Genomic DNA, 23,615 nt, shown 5'->3' with positions numbered 1-23,615 from the left:
CTAAAAGGCAAGCGCATCTTGTTACTTACCGGATAAACCTTGATTTTGCGCACAGGCATTTATAAATGCATTGATAAGTGGTGAGCGTTTACCACTCAATGCTGCTCGCTCAGGTTGAAATAAAGTCGCGATAAAAAATGGGTGAATCGTCAGCTCTACGGCGCGTATCTCTGTTGTATCGTCATCTGCGGCTGCGACCAAAGGGCCTTGTAAAAGCGCCTCTCGAAAATGATTGTTTAATCCATAACGGCAGCGATAACCTTCTTGAATTGACTGTGTATCGTAAATCCGAGCAAGCTGGCTCTTTGGAAATAAGTTAATGGTTTCAGTTGTTTCTATTAGTGCACAACTGAGCTCTGAGATGACCTGCCTATTTGCGTTTGGAGAAGACTCTCCATGGGCAGCATCCGACCAGCCGATGACGTTTCGTGCATATTCAACAACAACATGCTGAAATCCGCCGCAAGTACCAAGAAAAGGAAGTAAATTTTCTCTAGCATATCGAATAGCAGTTAATGCGCCTTCTGGGTCAACGTACGGGGTTTTTGGTACACACCAAATTCCATCAAATAGTGACAAGTCAGTATCTTTGACTTTGTCTGTGCCTAACCAAGTGGCCGTTACTTTTATTTTCAGGTCTTCTGCAGCGAGGTCTATTGAGGGTGGGATCCCTTGGTGAGCGGGTACTGTATCGTCAAAATCTCCGACTAAGGCGATGGCGAGTTCTTTCATCTCTTTTCCTTAAGCTTTAGCTTATTACTAATGTGTTTTTATTATGGGTAATTCAAAAATTGTCGTCTAGTGCTACTGCACTTAGATCTGTAAGGTAATGTGTACCTATTATCTTGTTAATAGACGCTTAATGATGTTGTCGCTGGCTTGTTCGATAAGGTCAAGCACCAATTCAAATCCACCTCCTTCACCATAATATGGATCAGGGACTTCTTGCTCAGTTAAGTTCGCATAGTCTAGGAATAGGTGTATTTTATGATGGTATTCGGTTGGGCAAGTGGCATGTAAATCTGCCATGTTATGCTTGTCAGCGCATAATATAAGATCAAAGGAAGCAAAATCGTTTTGGCAAACTTGTCTTGAGTATATACCTGAAAAGCTATAACCGCGCTTTTGACCTGCTTTAACGCTCCTCCTATCTGGCGTGCTTCCTTCGTGGTAGTTAATCGTTCCCGCGGAATCAATATTTAAAGTTAGCTTATTGGTCTGAGCTTTGGCTTTTAAAACGGCTTCCATTGTCGGGGAGCGGCAAATATTACCCATACAAACAACCAATATATTACTTAACTTGTGATTTTGAACCATGTTAGCAAGCCCTAAAAGATTGAGTTATCACTTTAAAGAGGTGAATAAACTAACATTCTCAACAGGGCAATAAAAGTGTTCGTGAGATAAATTCATGTACATGCTAAGTTTTTAATATCATTATGAGTTTGCATCAATATTTTGTGATTAACTTGGCACGAAAAAGATCAATCCTTGCGGAAAAGTAAATCTAACAGACTTAATTTATCCGCCCATAAAAAGTCTTGTAGTGTTGTAAACATTGATTTTAACTGGAGTAATGAATGATACACAGTGTGGTTGATGAGTTGGGTAGAACAAGCCCACTTGCACATCGCTTGGTGCCATGGTGGAGCTTTACCAAAACTGTCCTTGCAACGCTCACAATGCGACTTTGTGATAATGACAAATTAAATTTAGACTCGAAATTGCCAAAAAGGCCATTTACCTATCGACAATTGCTGCAACATACTTCAGGTCTGAATGATTACAGCTTTTTGCCTGAGTATCATCAAGCCGTCGCAAACAGTAAACCTTCGTGGCCTGTGGATACATTGATGAACAAAGTCAAAGTTGATGAATTGCGCTTTGAACCCGGCCGTGGGTGGTGTTATTCAAATTTGGGTTATCTGTTGTTGCGTATGGAGATTGAACGAATTTACGATATGGCATTGCCTGACATCACAACGGCTTTTTTAGTTAAAGAGCTTAATTTGAAGAGCGCTTTTCTGGTCGAGGATCTTGCTGCTTTCAATATGCTTCAGGTGGGTCCTAAGGGTTATGATCCCAATTGGTGCTATCATGGATTATTGGCTGGTAATATAGAAGATGCGGCGCTGTTTTTGCACTATTTGATGCGTGGTGAATTGGTTAGTCAGAATGCCTTAAATGAAATGCAAACACTTTATAAGTTAAACGTAGATGTTGGTGAGCGACCATGGACAACCCCCGCTGCGGGGTTGGGTCTGATGTGCAATCGGGATGCAAATTTGGACACCGTTGGGCACACAGGTATGGGCCCTGGCAGTGTCATCGCTGTGCACCATTTTAAGCTCCAAAAGCCGAAGACTGTTGCGGTATTTAAACAATGCCAAGATCAAAGTGTAGTTGAAAATAAAGCCGTGATACTCGCTAGAGCTGGATCTTAAATTGACTTGAAAAATCATATGCTTGCCAAAGGAATGTAGGAACGGCAGATGCGTTTGAGTGTCGTTTGAACAAAAAAAGGCAATCATTAAACATACTTAGGTGCCTATACAACCAATTTCAATTAAATGTAGCTAGTTGCGCTGTGTCGATGCATGACACAGCCAGCGTCTACCTTGTGTGAATATTTAATGTGACAAATATCGCGCGAGTTTGGACTCAATTTGAACATATTGATCAATAATAATTTGACAGCGAATACTTTGATTAAAGCGCACCAGTTCACATGCCAAACAGGCAATATCTTTATACCCTTCAAGAGCTTTTTTTCTGATCTTGAGTGCTTTTTGACTTTGTACTATTTGGCTCAATACAGAGGCTGCCTCTTCCAAAAAGAAGTAATCCTCGGAGTCCTCAAAAATCGGGCAGTAATCAAAACAAAAATTACAAATTTCGACCATTCGGTTTATCGAGACCTTGTTAGCGTTAGGTTGTTTTAATATTTGCAGGCTGATTTTAAACGCATCCGTATAGCAGTTTGCAGCTTTTTCTTGATGACCAAACAAGTAGGCTGACTGTGCACGATCGATAAGTCGATTGTATTCCATAGCAGGTGAATTTGTGTCTGTAGATGAAACCAAAGTAAGTAAATGAGCTGACATTTTTATCCTTTTGCTTAGTGAAATAAAGTGATGGCATTTCATTTATTGCCGTAAAACTCACGGTTGCAAATGATAATGAAAATAAATATCATTTGCAAAGAGTTGTGGTTAATATCCTAATTAAACTAAAAACGACCTCAGCTATCTTTTCGAGGATGAGTTATGCAATACATGACGCCCTCACATAAAAATCATCTAACAGCGAAACTACAGGAGTGGCACTATGAGTGCGAATGTCGATTTAGCAAATCGCCCAAATTACGATCAGGAAATTCAAGATATTACCGACTATGTGATTAATTATAGAATTGAATCTCAAGAAGCGCTTGATACAGCAATTAACTGTTTAATGGATACTTTGGGATGTGGGTTACTTGCGCTTGGCTTTCCTGAATGCAGCAAGCATTTAGGTCCCCTAGTAAAAGGCACTGTGGTGCCTTTTGGCGCTCGTGTTCCGGGTACACAGTTTGTTTTGGATCCTGTAAAGGCCGCATGGGACATTGGATGTATTATTCGTTGGTTGGATTTTAATGATACCTGGCTCGCTGCTGAGTGGGGACATCCATCGGATAATTTAGGTGGAATTTTGGCAGTAGCTGATCACATTGCTCAACAGCAAGCTGTAACTGGAGGTGAACCTTTAACAATCGAAGATATTTTTACAGCAATGATCAAAGCACACGAAATTCAAGGTGTATTAGCGTTAGAGAACAGCTTCAACCGCGTTGGCCTCTGTCATGTGTTATTGGTGCGTGTTGCAACTACCGCTGTGGTTACTCATATGATGGGCGGTGATAGAGAACAAATCATGGCTGCGATTTCTCAGGCATGGGTGGATGGCTCTTCCTTGCGAACATACCGTCATGCACCTAACGCTGGTTCCCGTAAGTCTTGGGCTGCTGGGGACGCAACATCTCGTGGTGTGAGACTAGCTGACATGTCAATGAGAGGCGAGATGGGCATACCGGGCGTATTGACTGCTCCACAGTGGGGGTTTTACGACGTATCATTTAGCCAGACCAATAAAGATCTTGCTTTGAAACCTGCTGCACAAAGAAAGTTTAGTTTTCAAAGGGAGTATGGCACTTATGTAATGGAAAACATTCTCTTTAAACTCAGTTTTCCAGCAGAGTTTCATTCTCAAACAGCCTGTGAAGCAGCTGTAACCTTACATGAGCAAATAAAGCATAGACTGAGTGACATAAAACGTATTGAGATCACAACCCATGAATCAGCTATTCGCATCATTTCAAAAGAGGGTGAATTGGCAAACCCTGCCGATAGGGATCACTGTTTGCAATACATGGTAGCGGTGCCACTTTTATTTGGCACACTCAGCGCGGAGCACTATGAAGACCAATTCCATCTAGCACATCCAGAAATTGATGAGTTGAGAAGCAAGATGGTGATTATTGAAGACAAGCGCTACAGCGAGGAATATCACGACCCACAAAAGCGCTCAATTGCCAATGCGATTCAGGTTTTCTTCAACGATGACAGCAGCACAGAAAAAGTAGAAGTAGAATACCCAATTGGACATCGCCGCCGTCGCAGTGAAGGTAATCCGGTATTAAAAGCGAAGTTTGAACATAACTTAGCGACACGTTTCCCTAAATACCGCTGTGAGCAAATCATTGATCTATTTGAAGATAAAGAAAAGCTGCTAAAAACACCAGTTAATCGCTTTATGGATATGTTTGTTATTTAACTCTCTAGGTTAATCACTGTGTGCCCAATCGCGAGGTGTTTTTATAGGCGGTTGGGTCAATTGACAATATCGTGATAACTAAATTTGTCTTGTTTATCCTTGCTTGACGTATAAAATCCCGTGCTGATTCATTCTGTTAAAAGGAACTACCATGAGTAAAGCAGTACGTGTTGGTGTTGGCGTCATTATAAAAAGAGGTGACAAAATATTGCTTGGTGAGCGCATTGGTGCGCATGGTGCCAATACATGGGCAACGCCGGGGGGGCATTTAGAGTTTGGTGAACGCATCGAGTGTTGTGCAAAAAGAGAAGTCTTTGAAGAAACAGGCCTCAGCGTGACAGAGATAAAAGAAGTTGGCTTTACCAATGATATTTTTATCAGCGAGAATAAGCATTACATTACGATATTTGTGATAGCCCAGTGCCGTGATGGTGATGCAAAAGTACTTGAACCAAATAAATGCAAGCAATGGCGCTGGTTTAGCCTTGATGAATTGCCTAAGCCGCTGTTTATTCCCATGGCTAACTTCCTCAAAGAACAGGCAAGTGTGTTGAGATAATTGAGTGAATAACTTTACACTTTTTCGTCAAATTTAAAATTGTTTGCTTGTTGCACAGTGTTTGCACAATCCGCCCCTATAGTGAAAAAAAAGCAATAGTACCGTGCGTAACGGTTGCGTTAGTTGTTAATTTTTTATGGGAGCAAGCGATATGAAGCAAAGTTTGAGCATACCACCTATTTCAATGATCACAGCCAGTATTACTTTGATGATGTTGTCTGGCTGTGGCTCTAGTTCAAGTGATGGTGACGGTACACAAACCCAAGCAATAGCACAGACGCAAAATACAGCAAGCACAACTGCAACAACAAGCACTTCGAATAATAATGCCAGTAACACTACAACAGCAGACAGTAATTCAAGCACTGTGCAAAACACAACGGAGGCGGATAATGGAACTGCGTTAGTCGCTAATTCAACAGATGGCGTGTTGTGCGATTATTTTTACAACGAATTTAATGACTCAGCCTCTGTACAGGCGACGAGCAATGCGGACTGGAGCTGTACAGGTACTGCGCGAACTTTAACGGCAAACGGGATCCCTGACCATCAAACTGGCACATTTCCTAATCCAGGTAATCCCAATACTATCAGTGAAACGTCTGTTTCTATTAGCTACACCCTAACGCCAACTAAAACTGACAATAGTTCAACTTTAGGAGGGCCGAGAGGGGCAACAGGTTATGTTTTAAATGGGGTTAAAATTGATGCCAATACAGCAGGATCATGCGATGACTCAGGCGATAATTGCTCTCTAGTCGGTAACACCGGCAATTGGAGTATCGAGGCATTGGGCCAAACGAGTTTTGATTTTGGAACAGATGATAACAATGCTCATGTACAGCCTGACGGTTCTTATCACTATCACGGTATGCCAGAAGGCTTTATTGCACTTCGAGGTGGCTCAGACTCCACCATGACCTTGATAGGGTGGGCGGCAGATGGTTTTCCAATATATGCCCGTTACGGTTACAGCGACGCTGAAAATGCACAATCAGCGCTTAAAGTCATGGAAGGTAGTTATCAACTGGTTGAAGGTGTCAGTAATAGTAGACCTTCAACGTCAGTGTATGCGCTGGGTACGTTTGCGCAAGATTGGGAGTATGTTGCTGGCAGCGGGGACCTTGATGAATGCAATGGCCGCTATGGCGTGACCCCAGAGTTTCCGCAAGGTATTTACCACTACTATGCAACAGATAGCTACCCATACTTTCAACGCTGTGTGAAAGGCGAGCTATAAAATTCAGAGTGATAAGATAACGAGGTTTGTATGTTTAATATGATAAAAAAATACGCTGTGTTTGGCTTTTTTATACTTAGCATGTCAACGCATGCGCACCTAATGGTTGCAGATCATGGCACTCTGAATTTTGACGAAACAGGTGCATACTTAGTCATTTCACTTGCAGCATCAAACTTTTCCGAAGCGGATTTAGATAATAATGGCCAATTGTCTTTTAACGAGTTTAAGCAGGCTAAAGACATTATCTTTACCAAAACACTTGGTGGCGTGTATATGCAACAAGCGGATAAAATAAAGCAAATAGATGGTCTAATGTTGTCTCCACAAGCCTCACACCATGGAGATGGCACGGACATAGATCAAATTGTTGTCATGGGTAAGTTTATCAATATAGATCACACACAGGGCCTGTCTTTTCACAATACCTTGTACGGAGATGGTGCACATACAAAGCTAGAGATGACGGCAAAATATAAGCTTCTCGGTTTAAAGCAAGGATTTGAGCTTACCCCAAAGCGACAATATGCAAAGGTATTTTAGCGCAAGCTAAAATACCGCTTTCAGGCTGCTCTCTGCTCAGTGGGCATACTAAGTTAATATAGTGACTCATTTGCCATCACCACATTTAGCCGCTTTTGCTCATGTACGTTAAATAGCGACTGTTTAAGTGTATCCATTTTTTGTGATTGTAATGCCACAGGTGTCGTTTCCTTGATTGCCTTATATTTGTGTATGTAATTGTCGACTCGCAGTTGCCACTTTTGTTGGTCTTGCTGAGCCTGCACAAGTCGCCGCGCTGCTTCATTACCAAAGCTTGCGCTAAAGTCGTTGTAGTCCATCGAATGCCAATGCTGTTGTAATTGCAAAAAGGCTTGAGCGGCTTCAATAGTGTGGTGTTGCTCCTCGGGGAGTTGACTAATGTGTGCGCTAAGTAGAGCGTCGCGCTCATTTTTGCCGAGGGATTTGTCTGACAGGATATGCCATCGCGTCAACGCGTGAGCGTGCCAGCTATTTTCCTCACTAAACCAAGCTTTGATCACGAGTTGAGAAAAATATTCGGTCTGCAATGAGCTCAATAAATCAAAGCGTTCTTCAATCGTCAAGTTCTCATCTATATGGGTAAGTGCTTGTTTGTAAAGCATGTAGCTATGCGCGACATCTTGCAGGCAGTGCGGAAGCGCCTTTAGCGATTGTTGCCAGCTGCCAAGTTGCTGCTGGCTTTGCAATGCTAAAATCCAGTCGTCTAGCAAATGCTTATGTGCTTTACTGACCGCGCCGCAAGGCGCTGATGGAGGAGGCGGCGTATGTGCCACTTCCTCTTGCCGAATAGGTGTGGACACCGTATCGGTTTGTTTTATCGTAAAATGATAGGATGACGTCGGCTCTACAGTATCTAGAGTTAAGCACAGCAATACCCCGCCAACACTAGCACAACAGAGCATGAAAAGTTGTTTACGAGTCATAAGTTTAACCCTTTCAGACGGCGGATGTGTTGTCGGTATAGAGTAAGGGGATCTGTTTCAAACAAGTGGTGTATACCAATGGTTTGATTTACCTGATCTAAGTGATTCATTTTGAATTGATTGCCGATGACATAACCCAAGTTACTAGAACAGGCAGAAACGAGCCCATCATTGGCCTCATCAAATACCTGAGAAATTAACGCCAGTGGACTATCGGCTGGATCAAATACATTGGTCCATGCTTTGCTACCACTCCATGAGAAATAATACACGCCATTGTCATCACGCATTCGGCCTTGGCCACAATAGGTACTCGGTACGCCTTCAGGGTACTTTTGATTAAACACAAGTGTGCCCTCAGTGGTTAGTGCATCAAGAGCTTGCAACGCATCTTTAGGCGCAGTGGCTTTTCCCGATAGTAGGTCGATTAGGCTGGCAAGCGCGTTTGCTAAAGACGCTAAAAACTGCTCAGAAAAAGAGTCTCTATCTACGCCATTTCGTACGATATCTGCAAAGCGGCTGCCCCAGTTCACCCCTCCAATACTGGTGACAGATGCAACCCATTGCGGTTTGACAGAAGCGGCGTATCGAATGGTTTGCGCCCCTTGACTATGACCAATTAAATTGACCTTATCCTTTCCTGTAAGTGCTCTAACAAGTGCGATTTGCTCGAGCAGCTGCTCTCCCCTTAGTTCTGAGTTATGAGCGGACGAAACCTCCGCGACATAGACGGTGCCGCCTTCTTGTTCAATGACAGAAGGCACGCGATAAAAATAATCTACACCCAATAAATTATCAAAACCAAACAGGCCATGTACTAATACAACCGGGTATTCAAGCCTGTCGTTGCTATGCGCCATATGTGCAAAGAGTGACATAATACCGAGTAGGATAGTCAGTGCTATTTTTTTCATGTATTTGCTCCAATATTTACAGTTGAGTAACAAAATGCTAGTTCAGAGTGGTCAGAGGTCAAGCCTTTTTGTGTAAAAAATAAACATAAAGGCGATTTAGATAAATAATTTCAGCGCTTCAATTGGGGTTATTTTTTGCAATAAATACGGTTGTTTTTATTTGCTATGTTGTGAGCTACATATCTGAAAATAATGGAAATAATTTGTTGGCAAGTTGATGAAGTTATAACTTGTCTAAGGAGACCTCAATTAGGAGGCTAGGTTAGGCGCTGATGTTAATGTCGAATTGATAGCGTTCAAGCTTTTAGAGAAGTACTTGGTGATCATCATACGTTGCGGCTGCTTATTGGGTTCGAATAACCCCCGAGTATGGCAATTAGCTGTTAGGGAGATTGGCAATTAGCTGTTAGGGAGATTGGCAATATACATGGTCGCTCCTTGATTTGAGTTGCTCAATTACCAAGCAATATTCCAATCTATTTAGAATAAGATAAAAAGAGCCTTGCGGCTCTTTTAACAGTTACTTTTAGACGTCTTGGTGTGGACCAAATACTTCATAAAAGATTTGACTGTCTTGTACACCTAATTCAAGTAGCTGTTGTTTCACAAAAGACATAAATGCACTGGGCCCACAAAGATAAAACTCACCTTGTTGCAAAGGCAGTTGCGTTTCAAGTGGCGCTAGCTGCATTAGGCCTTGAGTGTGTGTATTTGCATCTTTTTCAATCCAATAGTGACTGCGTAGTGACGGCATTTGGTCTTTGTAAGATTCAACCACGTCATAGAATGCATGTTCGGTGTGGGTGCGTGCAGCATGCAAAAACCAACAAGGAGTCTCAGCTGAATGTAACTTGGTTGTTTCAAGCATGGCCATCATTGGCGTGATCCCAACCCCTGCGCTAATGAACACTTTGGGCGCTGGTGTATTTTGCAGTACAAAGTCTCCCGCTGGTGGGTATGCGTCAATTTCGTCGCCTTCATTGAGCGTGTGCAAATAACCAGACACCAAGCCGTCGGTTTTGACAGAAATTCGATAGTGATCCGGTTGGCTGCTTTGTGACAATGAATACTGACGGATCTGACGATTATCACTGCCATTTACTTTGCAGTCCACAGCAAGGTATTGTCCAGCTTGATAGCTTGCGACAGGGCGCTCATCTGACGGTGCTAGATAAAAACTCTTAATAACTTCTGATTCTTTGACTATTTTTGAGATCGTAAAGCGACGTCGACCTCGCCATCCACCTGTCTTGCTCTCGTTATTTTGATAAATGCCTTCTTCTTGCGTGATAAATAAGTCAGCTAAAAAGCCATATGCTTCGGCCCATGCGTCAATGATTTCTGGCGTACATTCATTGGGAAACATTTCTTGTAACGTAGCAAGTAAATGAGTGCCAACAATGGGGTAGTGCTCAGGCAAAATATTTAAGCTGGCATGTTTGTGGTTTATTCGATCAATGGCATGTGCGAGCACTGCTGGGTTATCAATATGTGTTGCGTATGCTGCCAGCGCACTGAATAGGGCAAATTGTTGCTTGCCTGACTTTTGGTTGCTGATATTGAATATATCTAGCAGTTCAGGGTTGTGGCTAAACATGCGTTTATAGAAATGGTCCGTAACCGCGGGACCTGCGTTAGCGAGCAGAGGAATGGTATCCTTAACCAGTTTAATTGTTTGAGTTGATAGCATAGATAATCTCCAATTAACCACGACGCCCATCGAGGCGTTTTTTCATTAAAATAGGGGTGTAAATCGCAACAAAAATGGCAAAAGCAAGCGCCCATAAAATCGCGCTGGCGAGCCATGTATCGTGCGGGTTGATAAATAACGGAAGTAAGCTTCTGACAGCAGCTGCTAGCAGGCATAAAATGAAAGCCACGCTCATCAAAGGGTGAGCTTTAAGCGGTCTTGCAGTATGACCAAGTGATACACGAGACATAATCGATAAAATCATCAGGCCCATCGCACCGATTGTGATTAAATGCAAGGCGTCTTTCGCCTGCCACGGCAATCCTAGATAAGCACCGCCAAAGCCCAGAAGCCCAAGGCTCATACAAAAATATGCAGCGTACAAAGACCACAGCAGAGGTACTTTCACGATGCCAATATTGAACCAGTAAACACAGCGAATGAGGTGTAGAACTGCTGTAAGTATGAGCACATATCCAGGGTTTAATGGACTCATCAAAACATGGTGGGCAAAGAATCCGCTCATGCCGATGAGCGAGCACCAAAATAAAGCTCGGTTTAGTCTTTTGGTGGAAACTTGCTCTTTAAGTCCAAGTCCTCTGGCGATAAAAAATGGCGTTACACGCCCAGCGATCACACTGATCAAAAACGTAAACCCCAATACAGCTAAGTGAGAAAATGTCAGTGCAAACATGTATTTCTCAGTTGCTAAAAGCCAGATAAAGGTTAAATTTAAGCTCGCCACCAGCGATAAAATGACAATAAACTGGTAGTTGTGTTTACTGTTAGCCTGAATCAGTGTGTTGGCCAGGTGACAAATACTGACTAGCCAGAACAGGCCTTGTGATATTGCTAACCATAAATACGGTTCTTCTAGAGAGATAAATATCCACCTAGCGACAGTCCAGAGGCTGCATAACACCAATAAGTGGCTACCATTCATGGTGTTAACGCCAGTCCAATTCTTTGAAGCAGTAAATAAAAACCCAACGGCTATAGCACTGGCAAAGCCAAACAGCATTTCATGTGCATGCCACAAGGTTGCAGGTGCGTTACCTTGCCAAGAGAAAGCGCCCGACAGTACACCAGTCCAAATCAACATACTTACAATTGCCCAGATCCCGCTTAGTAAAAATAAAGGGCGAAATCCGAGCATTAAAAATGGCCATGTATTAGGTCTAAAAAGGTTCACCTTCGGGAGGGGCTCTTCAATAGGTAGTATGTTCATTAACGTACCTCTAAGCCCAAGTTGTATTGACATAAACAGCGCACGACATAGCCGATTTTTAGCATGGTAGCGAATAGTAAGCTGCTGATGTGTGCCGTTATTTGTACTGGAATAGATAAGGCGTGAGCAAGAGGGTAACTCGCCATGATAGCCAAACCAAAACCCGCTACACTAACAATAAGTAGCCAGTTTGCGGCGCTTAATAACACGGTAAAAGCTTGATTGAAATTGCCTTGCTGAGTTTGCATGATTACGCTCATCTAACAGTATTCGATGTATTACTTAATACACAAGGTGTGCCAATTTTATATTTGTTATAAATCAACAAGTTAAAAATTTAATATTGAATTTGTAAGTCATTTTGACATACTCTTATATATGTCAAATTAATTCATAAAGGTCAAAATGACATGGATCAGCGTGCACTATCTCAACTACTCACTTTGAATCAATCCCTCGCAGAAGCGCTGCCAAAAACCAATGAAGTAGAGCTCCTCCCTTATTGCAGAGCAATTACCAGCGCGCTCAAAGCTTTTATTGGTGCTGATGCAATTGCTGTATTGAGTCACCAGCAAGGTGCACTGGTACCTCTTGCTGCAACAGGGCTGGCACCTGAAGTAATGGGCAGGCGATTTCAACTTTCTGAACATCCGAGGCTTGCGCAGATCGCTCAGAGCGCTAAAAAGCCCGTTATATTTCCTTCAGACTGCACTTTGAGTGACCCTTATGACGGTATGTTGCTTGCTGAGACAGGTGACATCCCGGTTCATGCTTGCATGGGGTTTGCGATGTATGAGCAGGATGTGCTGTTAGGGGTGATAACCTTTGATAGTTTAAGCCCCAACGCATTCGATAGTTATAGCCAGTCGTTACTGACGATGGTGCAAGCTTCTGTATCGAGTCACTTTAGTGCCGTCGACAATATGCATCAGCTTTGCAAGCGGGCTAGATCTGGCATCGCTATGCTACATGAGCTGAGCCATCAGCAGTACACCATGGTCGGTGACTCGGCGCCGATGAAACAGCTCAAAGGGGACATCAATTTAGTGGCCAATTCAGATTTGAGTGTGCTGATCCAAGGAGAAACAGGCACGGGTAAAGAGCTCGTTGCTAGGCAGGTACACGCGCAATCTAGTCGTTGCAATGCGCCTTTTGTACAAGTGAATTGTGCATCTTTACCAGACAATTTGGCTGAGAGTGAGTTTTTTGGTCATCGCAAAGGCGCGTTTACGGGCGCAGATGCCCATCGAGAAGGGAAGTTTTTGGTTGCTGATCAAGGGACTCTATTTTTGGATGAAATCGGTGAGTTGCCGCTACATATTCAAAGCAAGCTACTGAGGGCGCTGCAAAGTGGAGAAATTCAACCTGTCGGCAGTGATACGCCCCATTTTGTTAATGTGAGAATTGTCGCAGCCACCAACCGTGATTTGCAAAAAGAGGTCGAAGAAGGCCGCTTTCGCTCGGATTTATTTCACCGTTTGCAAGTGTTTCCTCTACAGGTGCCCGCGCTCAGAAACCGCCCTTCAGATATTGTCCCTTTGGCTGGCTACTTTACCGAACAGCTACGCAAAAAGTTAGGCGTTTCGCAGCTTTTACTCGATGATGGTTTACTTGATTGCTTAAAAGCGCACGATTGGCCTGGTAACGTGCGAGAGCTTGAACATGTGCTGAGCCGTGCAGCGCTCAAAGCCAAACATTCTAATTGGCAAAAGGACATTGTAAAGATTATGTCGACCCACTGTGAGCTAAGCTTTGAAGCGCCACAAATCACTACAGAACCGAGTGAGGTAAAAAGCCTAGAAAGCTTTGCACTGCCATTAAAAGAAGCCACAGAGCAGTTTCAAAAGAAACAGATCTTACAGGCCCTCAAAACACATCAACTTAATTGGGCTGCGGCTGCGCGCGAACTTGGCGTCGACAGAGCCAATTTAGTGCGTTTAGCTAAACGCTTAGGCGTCGAAACTGTGAAGAAAGTTAAGTAGTCAACTTCGGTAAACGCAATAGTGAGTTTAAAGTGTTAATAGAGACTTAAACCCTAGTGTAATTGGCAATGAAAATTGTTCTTAATTCTTTTATAAGTTATTTATTTTAAAAGGATATTAAAACTTATTTGTTATTTTTATTTAGTCTTGCCAAGTACAAATATTGGACTAGTGTTAAATGGCGTCTAACTGAATTTGTTACTAGGGGGCCCTATGAAGGGTAGCAAGCAAGTAATCGTCACTTTGAATAAAATTTTGACACTCGAACTGACTTCTATTAACCAGTATTTTTTACATGCACGTATGTATAAAAATTGGGGATTGGAAGAGCTCAACGAAAAAGCCTACAAAAAGTCAATCAAAGACATGAAGCAAGCCGATGATTTGATTGAGCGTATTTTATTTTTAGAAGGCTTACCTAACTTACAGCATCTCGAGAAACTACGCATTGGTGAACACACCGAAGAAATGCTCAGTTGTGACCTAGCATTTGAGCATGAGCAATTACCAGCACTGCGTGAAGCCATTGATTTATGTGAGAAAGAGCAGGACTACGTTAGCAGAGAGCTACTCGAAGATATTCTAGAATATGAAGAGGAATACGTAGACTGGTTAGAAACACAAGACTTCCTTATCAAAAATACTGGTATTGAAAACTATCTTCAGTCACAGATGGAGGACTAAATTATGCAAGGCGTAAAAAAAGTTATCGATTTGCTCAACAAGCAACTCACCCTTGAACTTAGTTCAATGGATCAATATTTAGCCCATTCGAAAATGTATGAAGACTGGGGCATGGGGCGACTGCATGAAAAGTTATCTCATGAATATGAAGAAGAATTAGATCACGCAAAACGCATTACAGAGCGGATCTTGTTCTTAGAAGGCACACCAGATACTGCTTCACGTGCGCCTATCCACGTAGGTAGTAACGTCAAAGAAATGCTCGAAAATGACTTAGCAGCAGAAGTTGTGGTTAAAGACCACTTGAAAAAAGTCATTGCAGTGTGTGAAGAAGAGCAAGATTACGTGACAAGAGAGATCCTTGAAGAGCTGCTGGATGACACAGAAATGGACCACATTTACTGGCTTGAGCAGCACCTCGGACTCATAGATTTAATCGGTATCCAAAATTACATTCAAAGCCAAATGAATGGTGATTCAGGATCTGGCAGCTAACGAGAGTTAGCATGTTAAGCAAAGTAAAAGAGCGCATCAAGCGCTCTTTTTTTATATCTTTTTGGCAAAAAATAAATTTGTTTAATCTGTTAAGCCATTATTTTTTAGCCCCTTTCAAGAGTCGCACTGAATGTGCTTTTGTTATGAATTAAAAATAAACCTTGATCCATACTTATTATTCGCTAACATAAAACGAACGTTCGTACTTTTTTGGTGAGAGATGGGAAAAGGTAAACAAACGAAGCAGCAAATTTTGGCCAAGGGTTTGGCGCTTGCTTCTGAAACTGGCTTAAATGATCTGACCATAGGTATGCTGGCGACGGCTGCTGGCATGTCTAAGTCAGGGCTATTTGGGCATTTCAATTCTAAGGAGACCATGCAGCTAAATGTGCTCGAATACGCGTCTGAGCTATTCAAAGAGCATGTGATCTTGGCTTGTGATAGAGACATTAGAGGTTTGGTTAAGCTGAACCAGCTATGTCAAAACTGGCTAAATTGGTACAAACCAGACGCGGCTACTTGCATATTCATCAATGCAGCAGCCGAATTTGACGACCAACCAGGTGCGCTGCGAGACCATATTCAAGCAACATTAAAAAACTGGTTAAGCTATTTGCAGCATATCGTGACCCAAGCAGTCCAAGATGGCGACTTCGCCCCAGATACCTGTCCTCAACAGTTTGTGTTTGAACTTTATTCTCTTTATCTCGGTAGCCAAAATTTACGCTGGTTGGCACTTGAAGATGATAATCGCAGCCGCTTTCAAGCTGGTTTTAATGCATTGCTAGCAAAACACGGAGCAAATTAATATGAGTAGCAAAATATACTTTTCGGACAGTGGTAAAAAATCCATGAGCTATCACCTAACCCGCAGTGTATCTAGTTTGATGGCAAAAGTTGCACCTAAAACGAGTCTAAAAGCAACACGCAAATTATTGTTAACGCCTGCGGCGGGACGAAAAAAAGTTGCGCTGCCAAAAAATATGCAAAGCCGTAAACTTGCGACACCTTACGGTGGTCTCAACCTTGTTGAAGGTGGTAGCGGTCCAAAGGTTATTTTCACACATGGGTGGTCCGGTGGCGTAAGCCAATTTTATCCTTTGATGGAAAAAGTGATGGAACATGGGTTTTCAGTGGTTGGTTTCGATCACTATGGGCATGGGCAGAGCGATGGCAAGATAGCGAACCTGCCGTTATTTATTAAGGGTCTTAAGCACGTCTTGGCTGAGCATAAAGATGACCAAATTAAAGGTATTGTGAGTCATTCAATGGGCACCATCGGTGCTGTTAATGCAATAGAGAAAGGCCGCCACGTGATGATTGCGCCAACATTTGATTTCTATAATTCATTTCAAGAGCGGATATACGCCACTGGAATTGCCAATCAGTTGGTTGAGAAATTACTTAATGAAGTAGAAGCAGAGCATGGCATGGTGTTTAAGTCACTACAGGCTGAGTTTCATTTAGGCAAACAAGATCACATTCTAATGGTGCACGATAAAGAAGATAAGTACGCACTATATCAACATACATTACAACAAGTTGCTCAGCATGATCATGCGAGTTTGTTGAGCACGCAAGGACAAGGACACGGCAGAGTAATAAATAGCCCTCAAACTTGGCAGGCGATTAGACAATTAATTGATATTTAATACTTTGAGTGAATTGTAATTAACGGCGAAGATAGACTAACTTTATATTTAGCCAAAATAAATAGATTAGTGCTTATGTTCAAATATTGCTGCGCCGTGCTCTGTGTGTTTTTGTCGAGCTTTTTATTTGCCAATGATAGAGGTCTACCTGAATTACATATCTATCATGACTCAGACTATAGTACACATAGAGAGTCTGCCATCGCGATTAAAATGGGATTTCTTACCGCCTTGAGCGAAGTAGATAGCAAGACTCAAGGCTTTAAACTGAAGTTTTTGTCCCGTGATCATCGCGGTAACAGTAATCGTAGTTTTTTGAACTTTAAGCGCTTTTTAAAAGACCCTTCCGGGTTGTTTGTATTGGGTGGGCTGCACTCTCCACCTTATATTAAGTATCGAGAGTTTATTAATAAAAACCAAATTCCACTGCTTGTTCCTTGGGCGGCTGGTGGACCTATTACCCGTTATGACAAAGGTGAAAACTGGGTATATCGGCTATCAGTTGATGATACTAAAGCAGGTGTTACTTTAGTCCAATTTGCCAATCAAAGAGCATGTAAAAACCCGCATCTATTTTTAGAAAGAACTCCATGGGGGAAATCAAACTATAAATCAATCGGTCAGGCGCTAGGTAAGCTTGAACCGAGTGTGACTTGGTTTGATTGGGGAATGAAAGCTAGCAGTGCCAAAATACATATCAGGGAGATGCTTGCAAAGGGCAGCGACTGTTTATTATTCGTCGGCAATGCCATCGAAGGGAAACAGTTGGTCTCAGCAATGGCTGATTACCCGCAGGAGCAACGCATCCCAATCATCAGCCACTGGGGGATCACTGGCGGTGACTTTTTTAATCAAGCAAAGGTTGATCTTGCCTCTGGTATTGATCTGCACTTTATCCAAAGCTGTTTTTCTTTCCAAAGACGTCCACTATCAAACGAAGCCACAAAAGTGTGGAATAGAGCCAAAAATTTATTCCCCGATGAGTTTTCCCAACGATACTTTTTATTTGCACCAACAGGTTTTATACATGGCTATGACATAGCAAAAGTGGCATTAGCGGCGCTCGCACAAATTGAGCTTACAGGAGATATGTCAAAAGATAGGGCTGCATTTCGACAATCTTTAGAGTCACTTAATACGCCTGTTGCTGGCCTTATAAAGACTTATCAAAAACCCTACTCTAAATGGAGTGCACAAAACCCAGATGCACATGAAGCGCTGGGAATTGAGGATTTGTGCATGGCATATTTTGAATCTAATGGCAGTACCAAAGTACTGGTGGACAATTCATGAAGCGCTGGCTAAATCAGGTTTTTAGCATGTCTTCGGACAGAGCTTTTTACGCATTTTTATTGTGTAGCTTGGTGTTGTCTATTGTTATTAGCCTGTCTTTGGTTGGTAGTCGAGCTGATAGCTCAGTTAAAGAGTTGCAGTTACAAGCCAGACAGACTGAAGCCAAGCTTGCTGTAAGCAATCTCGGCCAATTTATTTCTACCCGACTAATACTGCTAAGAGATTTGGCCAAAATTCCAATGCTGTCTAATGCTGTGATGGGCAGTGATATTTCTCGCGCATCACTATCAGACTTTTTGAAAGATTACAAAGTGTTGGGGCAAAATGTGCCGCTGCATTTGTACAATGTGTTATCTGAACCAGTTTTTACAAATTCGCCTTTATACAGTGGTAAATTCAGCAAAGAACCTTGGCTAGACCAAATGTTGCTAGGAGAGCTAGGTCAAGCTGTGGTGTTAAAACATGAAGACCAACAATTTAAATTTATTTTAGCGGTGCCAATCGAATATAACGGTTTCACAGAAGGCGTTTTAATTTCTGAGTTTATGACTGATATAGCGTCTCTATTAGCTATAGACACAGCACAAACTGAGCTAGCAGTAGAACTAACCGGACAATGGGTAAAATACAGCAATACGGCATCGGGTCATGATTATCTGCAACTGTTTGCTAGTCGTTTGCCTGATACCGATGTTGACGTTAAGTTTTTAATCGATCAGCAAATGATCCAAGATAATGTCAATATATTCATTTTTGCCATCGCAAAAGCTGTTGTGATCAGTTTGCTGTTGTCATTTTTACTGCTGTTTTTCTTTGGGCGTCAGCTACTACTCAACCCATTTAAGCAATTACAGTTGTCGCAAAGAGAAACTGAAAAAAGCGAGGAACGATTTAAACTAGCCATTAAAGGCAGTAACGATGGAATATGGGATTGGGACATTGAGAAAGGCAGCATGTTTTACTCCCCGCGCTTTCGCGAATTACTTGGGTATGATAGCAATGATACCAACGGTTTCCCGGATGTATTTGAAAGCCTTGAAAAAGGCATGCATCCAAAAGACAAAACCCACACATTTGGCGCACTCAACGCACATCTAGAAAACAACGATGTGTTTGATGTTGAGTTTAGAATGAGGAACCGTGACGGTGAGTACCGCTTTTACCGTTCAAAAGGTTTGGCACTGAGAAATAGTGTAAACAGAGCTGTGCGAATGTCAGGCTCCTTGACTGACATTACCGACCAAAAAATGTATCAAGAAGCACTCAAAAAAGCCAAAGAGCACAATGATTTATTGGCATATGCCATAGAGTCTTGCGATGTTGGAATTGTGATAACCGATGCGTATAAAAAGGACATGCCTTTGAGTTTTATAAACTCAGCGTTTAAACGTATAACTGGCTATGACGACAGTGTAATTGGTAAAAATTGCCGATTTTTGCAAGGTGAACAGACCTCAGAGGCAGCTCTGGACTCCATTCGTGAAGCCATTAAAATGCAGCAACCACACCGAGAAAAAATTCTGAATTATCGTAAAGGTGGAGAGCCATTTTGGAATAATATGCACATTGGTCCGGTGTTGGACGAAAACAAAAAGCTGATTGCATATGTCGGAATTTTACAGGATGTTACGGAGCAAATTAGGCAACAAAAAGCTTTGGCTGATGCCAAGGTACAAGCTGAGCAAGCCAGTGAAGCTAAAAGCGCCTTCTTGGCTTCGATGAGTCATGAAATCCGCACGCCTATGAACGGGGTGTTAGGCATGCTGAATTTAATGATGAATAGCCCACTAGATGATGAGCAAAAACACCGAGCTAGATTGGCAATGAACAGTGCCAATTCGCTACTCAATCTTATTAACGATATTTTGGACTTTTCTAAAGTTGATGCTGGCAAGCTTGAGTTAGAATTATTGGACTTTGACCTGAGAGAACTGTTTGGAGACTTTTCAGAATCTGCTGCACTACAAGCGCAGAGCAAAGGGATAGAGCTGGTTCTGGACATAGTTAAAGTCGACAGCTCCGTGGTAAAAGGTGATCCCAGCCGCTTGCGTCAGGTGCTGTCAAACCTAGTTGGTAATGCCATTAAATTTACTGATGAGGGAGAGATCATCATACGTGCGGAGCTTACTGAGGTTCAGGGGAAATTACGCTTAGATTGCTCAGTTATTGACTCTGGTATTGGCATTCCGCTATCTAAGCAACACAAGCTATTCGAAACATTCTCGCAAGTAGACTCATCAACCACACGCAAATATGGCGGAACAGGTCTTGGCCTATCCATCGTTAAAAAGTTATGTGAATTGATGGGGGGCAGTATTGGCGTTAGAAGTGATGAAGGCCATGGCAGCGAGTTTTATTTTTCAATTATGTTAGAAGCAGGCGAGCAAAATAACCGCTCAATGCCAAAATTTGATATTAGTAAACTTGAGTTGCTGATTGTTGATGACAATCGGACTAACCGCACAGTATTAAGAGAACAGCTAGAGATTTGGGGCGCTAAAGTCACCGAGGCATCTTCGGCAATTGAGGCGCTTTCCCAGTGTGAAGCACGTTTAAAAGATCCGAATAAAACCCTGTTTGATATTGCGTTACTAGATATGCAAATGCCGGTTATGGATGGGGCTCAACTGGGTGAGGAAATGCAAAGTGACCCGAGGCTCAACAGTATTAAACTTATTATGATGACTTCAATGGGTCATCAGGGCGATGCTGCCTACTTTGCCAAGCGTGGTTTTTCTGGGTATTTTCCAAAACCCGCGACGACTACAGATCTATACAATGCTTTATCGGTAGTTGGAGAAGATGGGGAGGCATTGGCCAATGCCAAGCCAATTGTCACTTCTCATTACCTCAAATCGTTTAAAGAGAGTGAAGTCTCAGAAAACCTAGTATGGGATCCTCAGCCAAGGTTACTACTGGCGGAAGACAACCATGTAAATCAAATTGTTACAACAAGTATGTTGAAAAAATTGGGTATCGAGTTTGTAGATGTGGTTACCAATGGTCAAGAGGCAATAAATGCGCTACGCCACTGTCAGCATTCGAACCCCTATGACTTAGTACTCATGGACTGTCAAATGCCTGAAATGGATGGTTATGAAGCAACAGGGAATATTCGAAAAGGACAAGCTGGTAACGGTAATCAAGATATTACAATCATAGCGCTAACCGCAAACGCGATGAGTGGCGACGAAAAAAAATGCCGAGATGCGGGTATGGATGACTATCTCACTAAGCCAATTCAACCCAACACCTTAATGCAATGTTTGAAAGCGCATTTGAGTACACAAAGTGTACGCTCTGATGTGGCGGAGTAAAAATAGATAGCTAATTGACCTTAATTTTGGCATATTTAAGTACTGTCTAAATATACAGGTTTTATATTTTGAAAACGCTGCCCGAAAAATACTATCTAACACATTTCTTCGAATTGTTAGATTACTTAGAGCAAACTAGTTGGCATTTAGTAAGTGACGTGCAGCGTTCGAAATTGAATGCCTTTAAGTTATTGCCGCAAGATGCTCAGTGTTTACTCATTCGGGTTGTTAATCGAAAACGCCATTATGTTTGCAGTGAAGAGTTAGTTTATGACGAAATAGACGACTATCACGCTGCCTATCAGTTATTAAATGAACAAAATTGGCTCACTCAAGCGCAAGACTCAGCCATGTTAAGTACGTTGATATCTGAGCTAAATAAATCTCAATTAATGGCGCTGGCGAAGGAGTTTGATTTTCAAGATACACCGGTCAAGTCTGCTAAAAAAGCACTATGGCATGAGCATATATGCGGCCAACTTGCGAGTATTGAAGCGGCTCCATCGGCTATACTTTCTGGTTACTTTACCTCTACGTTTAAATCAGACTTGGCTTATTTTCTGTTTTTATTTTTTGGTAAGTTAGGGGGGGCATTATCGCAGTTTTCCATGCGGGATTTGGGGGTAATGCAAACCCATCGACAACGAGTGCAGGGCAATGCGCATTTTGAGTCGAGAGAAGAAGCACAAAGTGCATTTTTGTACTGCAACCTATACAACGATTTAAAAACCTTGCCACAACAATCACTTCTTGAGTTAGCGGACAATATCACAACACAAAGCTACACCAGCCCGATAGGGTCATTGGCAAAGCTTAAATACGATCATCTGTGCTATAAATTGGCCAATTTGGTGCTTGAACACAATGTTGTACTGAGTGAATCGCTACTAACGTTGAGCGCACACCCCAAAGCGCAAGAGAAATACATCAGATCATTGTATGCCAAAGGTGAACATGAAAAATGCAAAGAGCTGATTGAGCAGCTGTTAGACACGCCTGGCGACGAGCAGCTGTTGTTTTTCGCGGAGGATTTTTATCGACTTAAGTTTACTGAAAAGCGAACCTCGCTGCTAACCGATATGCTGCGTGCAAGTGGTCAGCCTATTTGCCTTGATGAAGCATTTGTTGGTTATGTAGAGCAAGGACTAATCGAACACTATGGACGTTCTAATGTAAGGGCTTATCACTGTGAGAATATGTTGTGGCGTGCCTTATTTTGTTTAAGCTTTTGGCACGAGCTATTTGAGGATGAGCGAAATGCGTTTTCTAACGAGTTCGAACACACACCAAAGTGCCTCAAAGACAACTCGTTTTACAGTGTATTTGAAGCCGAAATTGAACAGCGACTCACCACGTTTGTCGACAATAATCACTTGTTAAACTGGCTGATAAAACAAGCTGCTGACAAATTCAATCAACACAGCAGATTGATGTTCTGGGACCCTGATTGCCTCGCTCAATTATTTGAATTTGCAAAACATGCACCTATTGGTGCTGTATGTGCGCATTTGCGTGCGATGAGTAAAGATTTCAATGGCTTAAAAGATGGGTATCCAGACTTAATGTTGTGCCAGCAAGGCGTTAAATTCGTTGAAGTCAAAGCGCCAGGTGATAGTTTGCGACGTAACCAATTGATCACGATAAAAAAGCTGATTGAGTCTGGATTTGAGGTGAGCGTGCAAACCGTCCAATGGCAAGTTCAACCAGATCAACCCTACGTCATTGTTGATATTGAAACCACTGGCGGAAAAAAGGAGCATGATAAGATCACCGAAATCGCTATGGTGAAGGTGGTAAATGGCAAAATAGTGGGGCAGTGGCATAGCCTGATTAACCCTCAGCGGCGGATCCCAAGGTACATAACAGAGCTTACTGGTATTGATAATGAAATGGTCAAAGATGCTCCTGTGTTTAGTGAAGTTGTTGATGATATTGACAGGTTTGGTCGAGATGCAATTTTTGTAGCGCACAATGTCAACTTTGATTATGGCTTTATCAAAGCAGAATTTGCACGCTTAGAGCGACCGTTTAAAAGAGCGAAACTATGTACTGTGCAATTGGGCAGAAAGTGGCTGCCGGGTCACGCTTCTTATTCACTGGGTAAAATTTGCCAAGCATTGAACATAGAACTAAATGGACATCACAGAGCACTCAATGATGCACTAGCAACCGTTGAATTATTTAATTTAATCAATCAGCGACGTATAGAAGCGAGTGAAAGCACCAATGATAAGCGGCAAGAGGACACGCAATAACGATGCATATACAACGAGATAGAGTCAT

The 23,615-nt window shown here is 42.3% G+C and carries 21 protein-coding genes; 13 read left to right on the top strand and 8 right to left on the bottom strand.

Annotation, left to right across the window (positions count from 1 at the left end; genetic code table 11):
* Nucleotides 1-21: 21 nt before the first annotated feature.
* Together QNM18_RS10530 and QNM18_RS10525 are read right to left on the bottom strand one after the other, a co-directional pair.
* The gene (locus QNM18_RS10530) at nucleotides 22-732 is read right to left on the bottom strand and encodes a CTP synthase C-terminal region-related (seleno)protein (protein WP_284137165.1); all 711 of its coding nucleotides are present in this window, start codon (nucleotides 730-732) and stop codon (nucleotides 22-24) included.
* Nucleotides 733-840: 108 nt separating this feature from the next.
* Nucleotides 841-1,317, bottom strand: coding sequence for a low molecular weight protein-tyrosine-phosphatase (locus tag QNM18_RS10525; RefSeq protein ID WP_284137164.1), 477 nt, complete (start codon nucleotides 1,315-1,317; stop codon nucleotides 841-843).
* Nucleotides 1,318-1,580: 263 nt separating this feature from the next.
* Here QNM18_RS10525 and QNM18_RS10520 point away from each other — a divergent pair, with 263 nt between their 5' ends.
* Nucleotides 1,581-2,444, top strand: a complete 864-nt coding sequence (locus tag QNM18_RS10520; protein WP_211010800.1) for a serine hydrolase domain-containing protein — start codon at nucleotides 1,581-1,583, stop codon at nucleotides 2,442-2,444.
* Between the two features lie 186 nt (nucleotides 2,445-2,630).
* On the opposite strand, the gene QNM18_RS10515 is transcribed toward QNM18_RS10520, so the two are convergent.
* Nucleotides 2,631-3,104, bottom strand: coding sequence for a hypothetical protein (locus QNM18_RS10515; RefSeq protein WP_211010802.1), 474 nt, complete (start codon nucleotides 3,102-3,104; stop codon nucleotides 2,631-2,633).
* 223 nt (nucleotides 3,105-3,327) lie between these two features.
* Here QNM18_RS10515 and QNM18_RS10510 point away from each other — a divergent pair, with 223 nt between their 5' ends.
* The 4 genes from QNM18_RS10510 (at nucleotide 3,328) to QNM18_RS10495 (ending at nucleotide 7,154) form a co-directional block, all read left to right on the top strand.
* The gene (locus QNM18_RS10510) at nucleotides 3,328-4,812 is read left to right on the top strand and encodes a bifunctional 2-methylcitrate dehydratase/aconitate hydratase (RefSeq protein ID WP_284137163.1); all 1,485 of its coding nucleotides are present in this window, start codon (nucleotides 3,328-3,330) and stop codon (nucleotides 4,810-4,812) included.
* 151 nt (nucleotides 4,813-4,963) lie between these two features.
* Nucleotides 4,964-5,371 carry a nucleotide triphosphate diphosphatase NUDT15 gene (locus QNM18_RS10505; RefSeq protein WP_284137162.1) on the top strand — a complete coding sequence of 136 codons (408 nt, stop codon included), beginning with the start codon at nucleotides 4,964-4,966 and terminating at the stop codon, nucleotides 5,369-5,371.
* A 151-nt stretch (nucleotides 5,372-5,522) separates the two neighbouring features.
* Nucleotides 5,523-6,611: a YHYH protein gene (locus tag QNM18_RS10500; RefSeq protein ID WP_284137161.1), complete on the top strand. Its 1,089-nt coding sequence runs from the start codon at nucleotides 5,523-5,525 to the stop codon at nucleotides 6,609-6,611.
* Between the two features lie 30 nt (nucleotides 6,612-6,641).
* Entirely contained in the window at nucleotides 6,642-7,154 is a 513-nt protein-coding gene (locus tag QNM18_RS10495) for an EF-hand domain-containing protein (RefSeq protein WP_284137160.1), read from the top strand.
* 53 nt (nucleotides 7,155-7,207) lie between these two features.
* Here the strand turns inward: QNM18_RS10495 and QNM18_RS10490 are convergent, their stop codons facing one another.
* The 5 genes from QNM18_RS10490 to QNM18_RS10470 all read right to left on the bottom strand — a co-directional run bounded on the left by QNM18_RS10490 (nucleotide 7,208) and on the right by QNM18_RS10470 (nucleotide 12,169).
* Complete coding sequence (locus QNM18_RS10490; RefSeq protein WP_284137159.1) at nucleotides 7,208-8,077, bottom strand: lipase secretion chaperone; 870 nt, start codon at nucleotides 8,075-8,077, stop codon at nucleotides 7,208-7,210.
* On the bottom strand, nucleotides 8,074-8,991 hold the full coding sequence (locus QNM18_RS10485; RefSeq protein WP_211010811.1) for an esterase/lipase family protein: 918 nt from the start codon (nucleotides 8,989-8,991) through the stop codon (nucleotides 8,074-8,076). Before QNM18_RS10485 ends, QNM18_RS10490 begins: the two co-directional genes overlap by 4 nt.
* A 526-nt stretch (nucleotides 8,992-9,517) precedes the next feature.
* Entirely contained in the window at nucleotides 9,518-10,681 is a 1,164-nt protein-coding gene (gene hmpA / locus QNM18_RS10480) for an NO-inducible flavohemoprotein (protein WP_284137158.1), read from the bottom strand.
* Nucleotides 10,682-10,694: 13 nt separating this feature from the next.
* Nucleotides 10,695-11,909 carry an NnrS family protein gene (locus QNM18_RS10475; RefSeq protein ID WP_284137157.1) on the bottom strand — a complete coding sequence of 405 codons (1,215 nt, stop codon included), beginning with the start codon at nucleotides 11,907-11,909 and terminating at the stop codon, nucleotides 10,695-10,697.
* Entirely contained in the window at nucleotides 11,909-12,169 is a 261-nt protein-coding gene (locus tag QNM18_RS10470) for a hypothetical protein (protein ID WP_284137156.1), read from the bottom strand. The genes QNM18_RS10475 and QNM18_RS10470 overlap by 1 nt, the downstream gene beginning before the upstream one ends.
* A 150-nt stretch (nucleotides 12,170-12,319) precedes the next feature.
* Between QNM18_RS10470 and norR the strand changes: the two genes are divergently transcribed.
* From norR to QNM18_RS10430, 8 genes are all read left to right on the top strand, one after another.
* Nucleotides 12,320-13,891, top strand: a complete 1,572-nt coding sequence (gene norR / locus QNM18_RS10465; protein WP_284137155.1) for a nitric oxide reductase transcriptional regulator NorR — start codon at nucleotides 12,320-12,322, stop codon at nucleotides 13,889-13,891.
* Nucleotides 13,892-14,104: 213 nt separating this feature from the next.
* Nucleotides 14,105-14,575, top strand: a complete 471-nt coding sequence (gene bfr / locus QNM18_RS10460) for a bacterioferritin (protein ID WP_023402135.1) — start codon at nucleotides 14,105-14,107, stop codon at nucleotides 14,573-14,575.
* 3 nt (nucleotides 14,576-14,578) lie between these two features.
* Nucleotides 14,579-15,070, top strand: coding sequence for a bacterioferritin (gene bfr, locus QNM18_RS10455; protein WP_284137154.1), 492 nt, complete (start codon nucleotides 14,579-14,581; stop codon nucleotides 15,068-15,070).
* A gap of 220 nt (nucleotides 15,071-15,290) precedes the next feature.
* The gene (locus tag QNM18_RS10450) at nucleotides 15,291-15,878 is read left to right on the top strand and encodes a TetR/AcrR family transcriptional regulator (protein WP_211010823.1); all 588 of its coding nucleotides are present in this window, start codon (nucleotides 15,291-15,293) and stop codon (nucleotides 15,876-15,878) included.
* 1 nt (nucleotide 15,879) lies between these two features.
* On the top strand, nucleotides 15,880-16,722 hold the full coding sequence (locus QNM18_RS10445; protein WP_211010826.1) for an alpha/beta hydrolase: 843 nt from the start codon (nucleotides 15,880-15,882) through the stop codon (nucleotides 16,720-16,722).
* 75 nt (nucleotides 16,723-16,797) lie between these two features.
* Nucleotides 16,798-18,015 (top strand): ABC transporter substrate-binding protein, encoded by a 1,218-nt coding sequence (locus QNM18_RS10440; protein WP_284137153.1) that lies wholly within the window; start codon nucleotides 16,798-16,800, stop codon nucleotides 18,013-18,015.
* A complete protein-coding gene (locus QNM18_RS10435) occupies nucleotides 18,012-21,332 on the top strand; it encodes a response regulator (RefSeq protein ID WP_284137152.1) in 3,321 nt (1,106 codons plus the stop codon). Before QNM18_RS10440 ends, QNM18_RS10435 begins: the two co-directional genes overlap by 4 nt.
* Before the next feature lie 68 nt (nucleotides 21,333-21,400).
* Nucleotides 21,401-23,587 carry an exonuclease domain-containing protein gene (locus QNM18_RS10430; protein ID WP_284137151.1) on the top strand — a complete coding sequence of 729 codons (2,187 nt, stop codon included), beginning with the start codon at nucleotides 21,401-21,403 and terminating at the stop codon, nucleotides 23,585-23,587.
* Nucleotides 23,588-23,615 lie beyond the last annotated feature (28 nt).

This window comes from Pseudoalteromonas obscura (assembly GCF_030135505.1).
Taxonomy (GTDB): domain Bacteria; phylum Pseudomonadota; class Gammaproteobacteria; order Enterobacterales; family Alteromonadaceae; genus Pseudoalteromonas; species Pseudoalteromonas obscura.
This window is presented reverse-complemented; position numbering and strand designations above follow the sequence as displayed.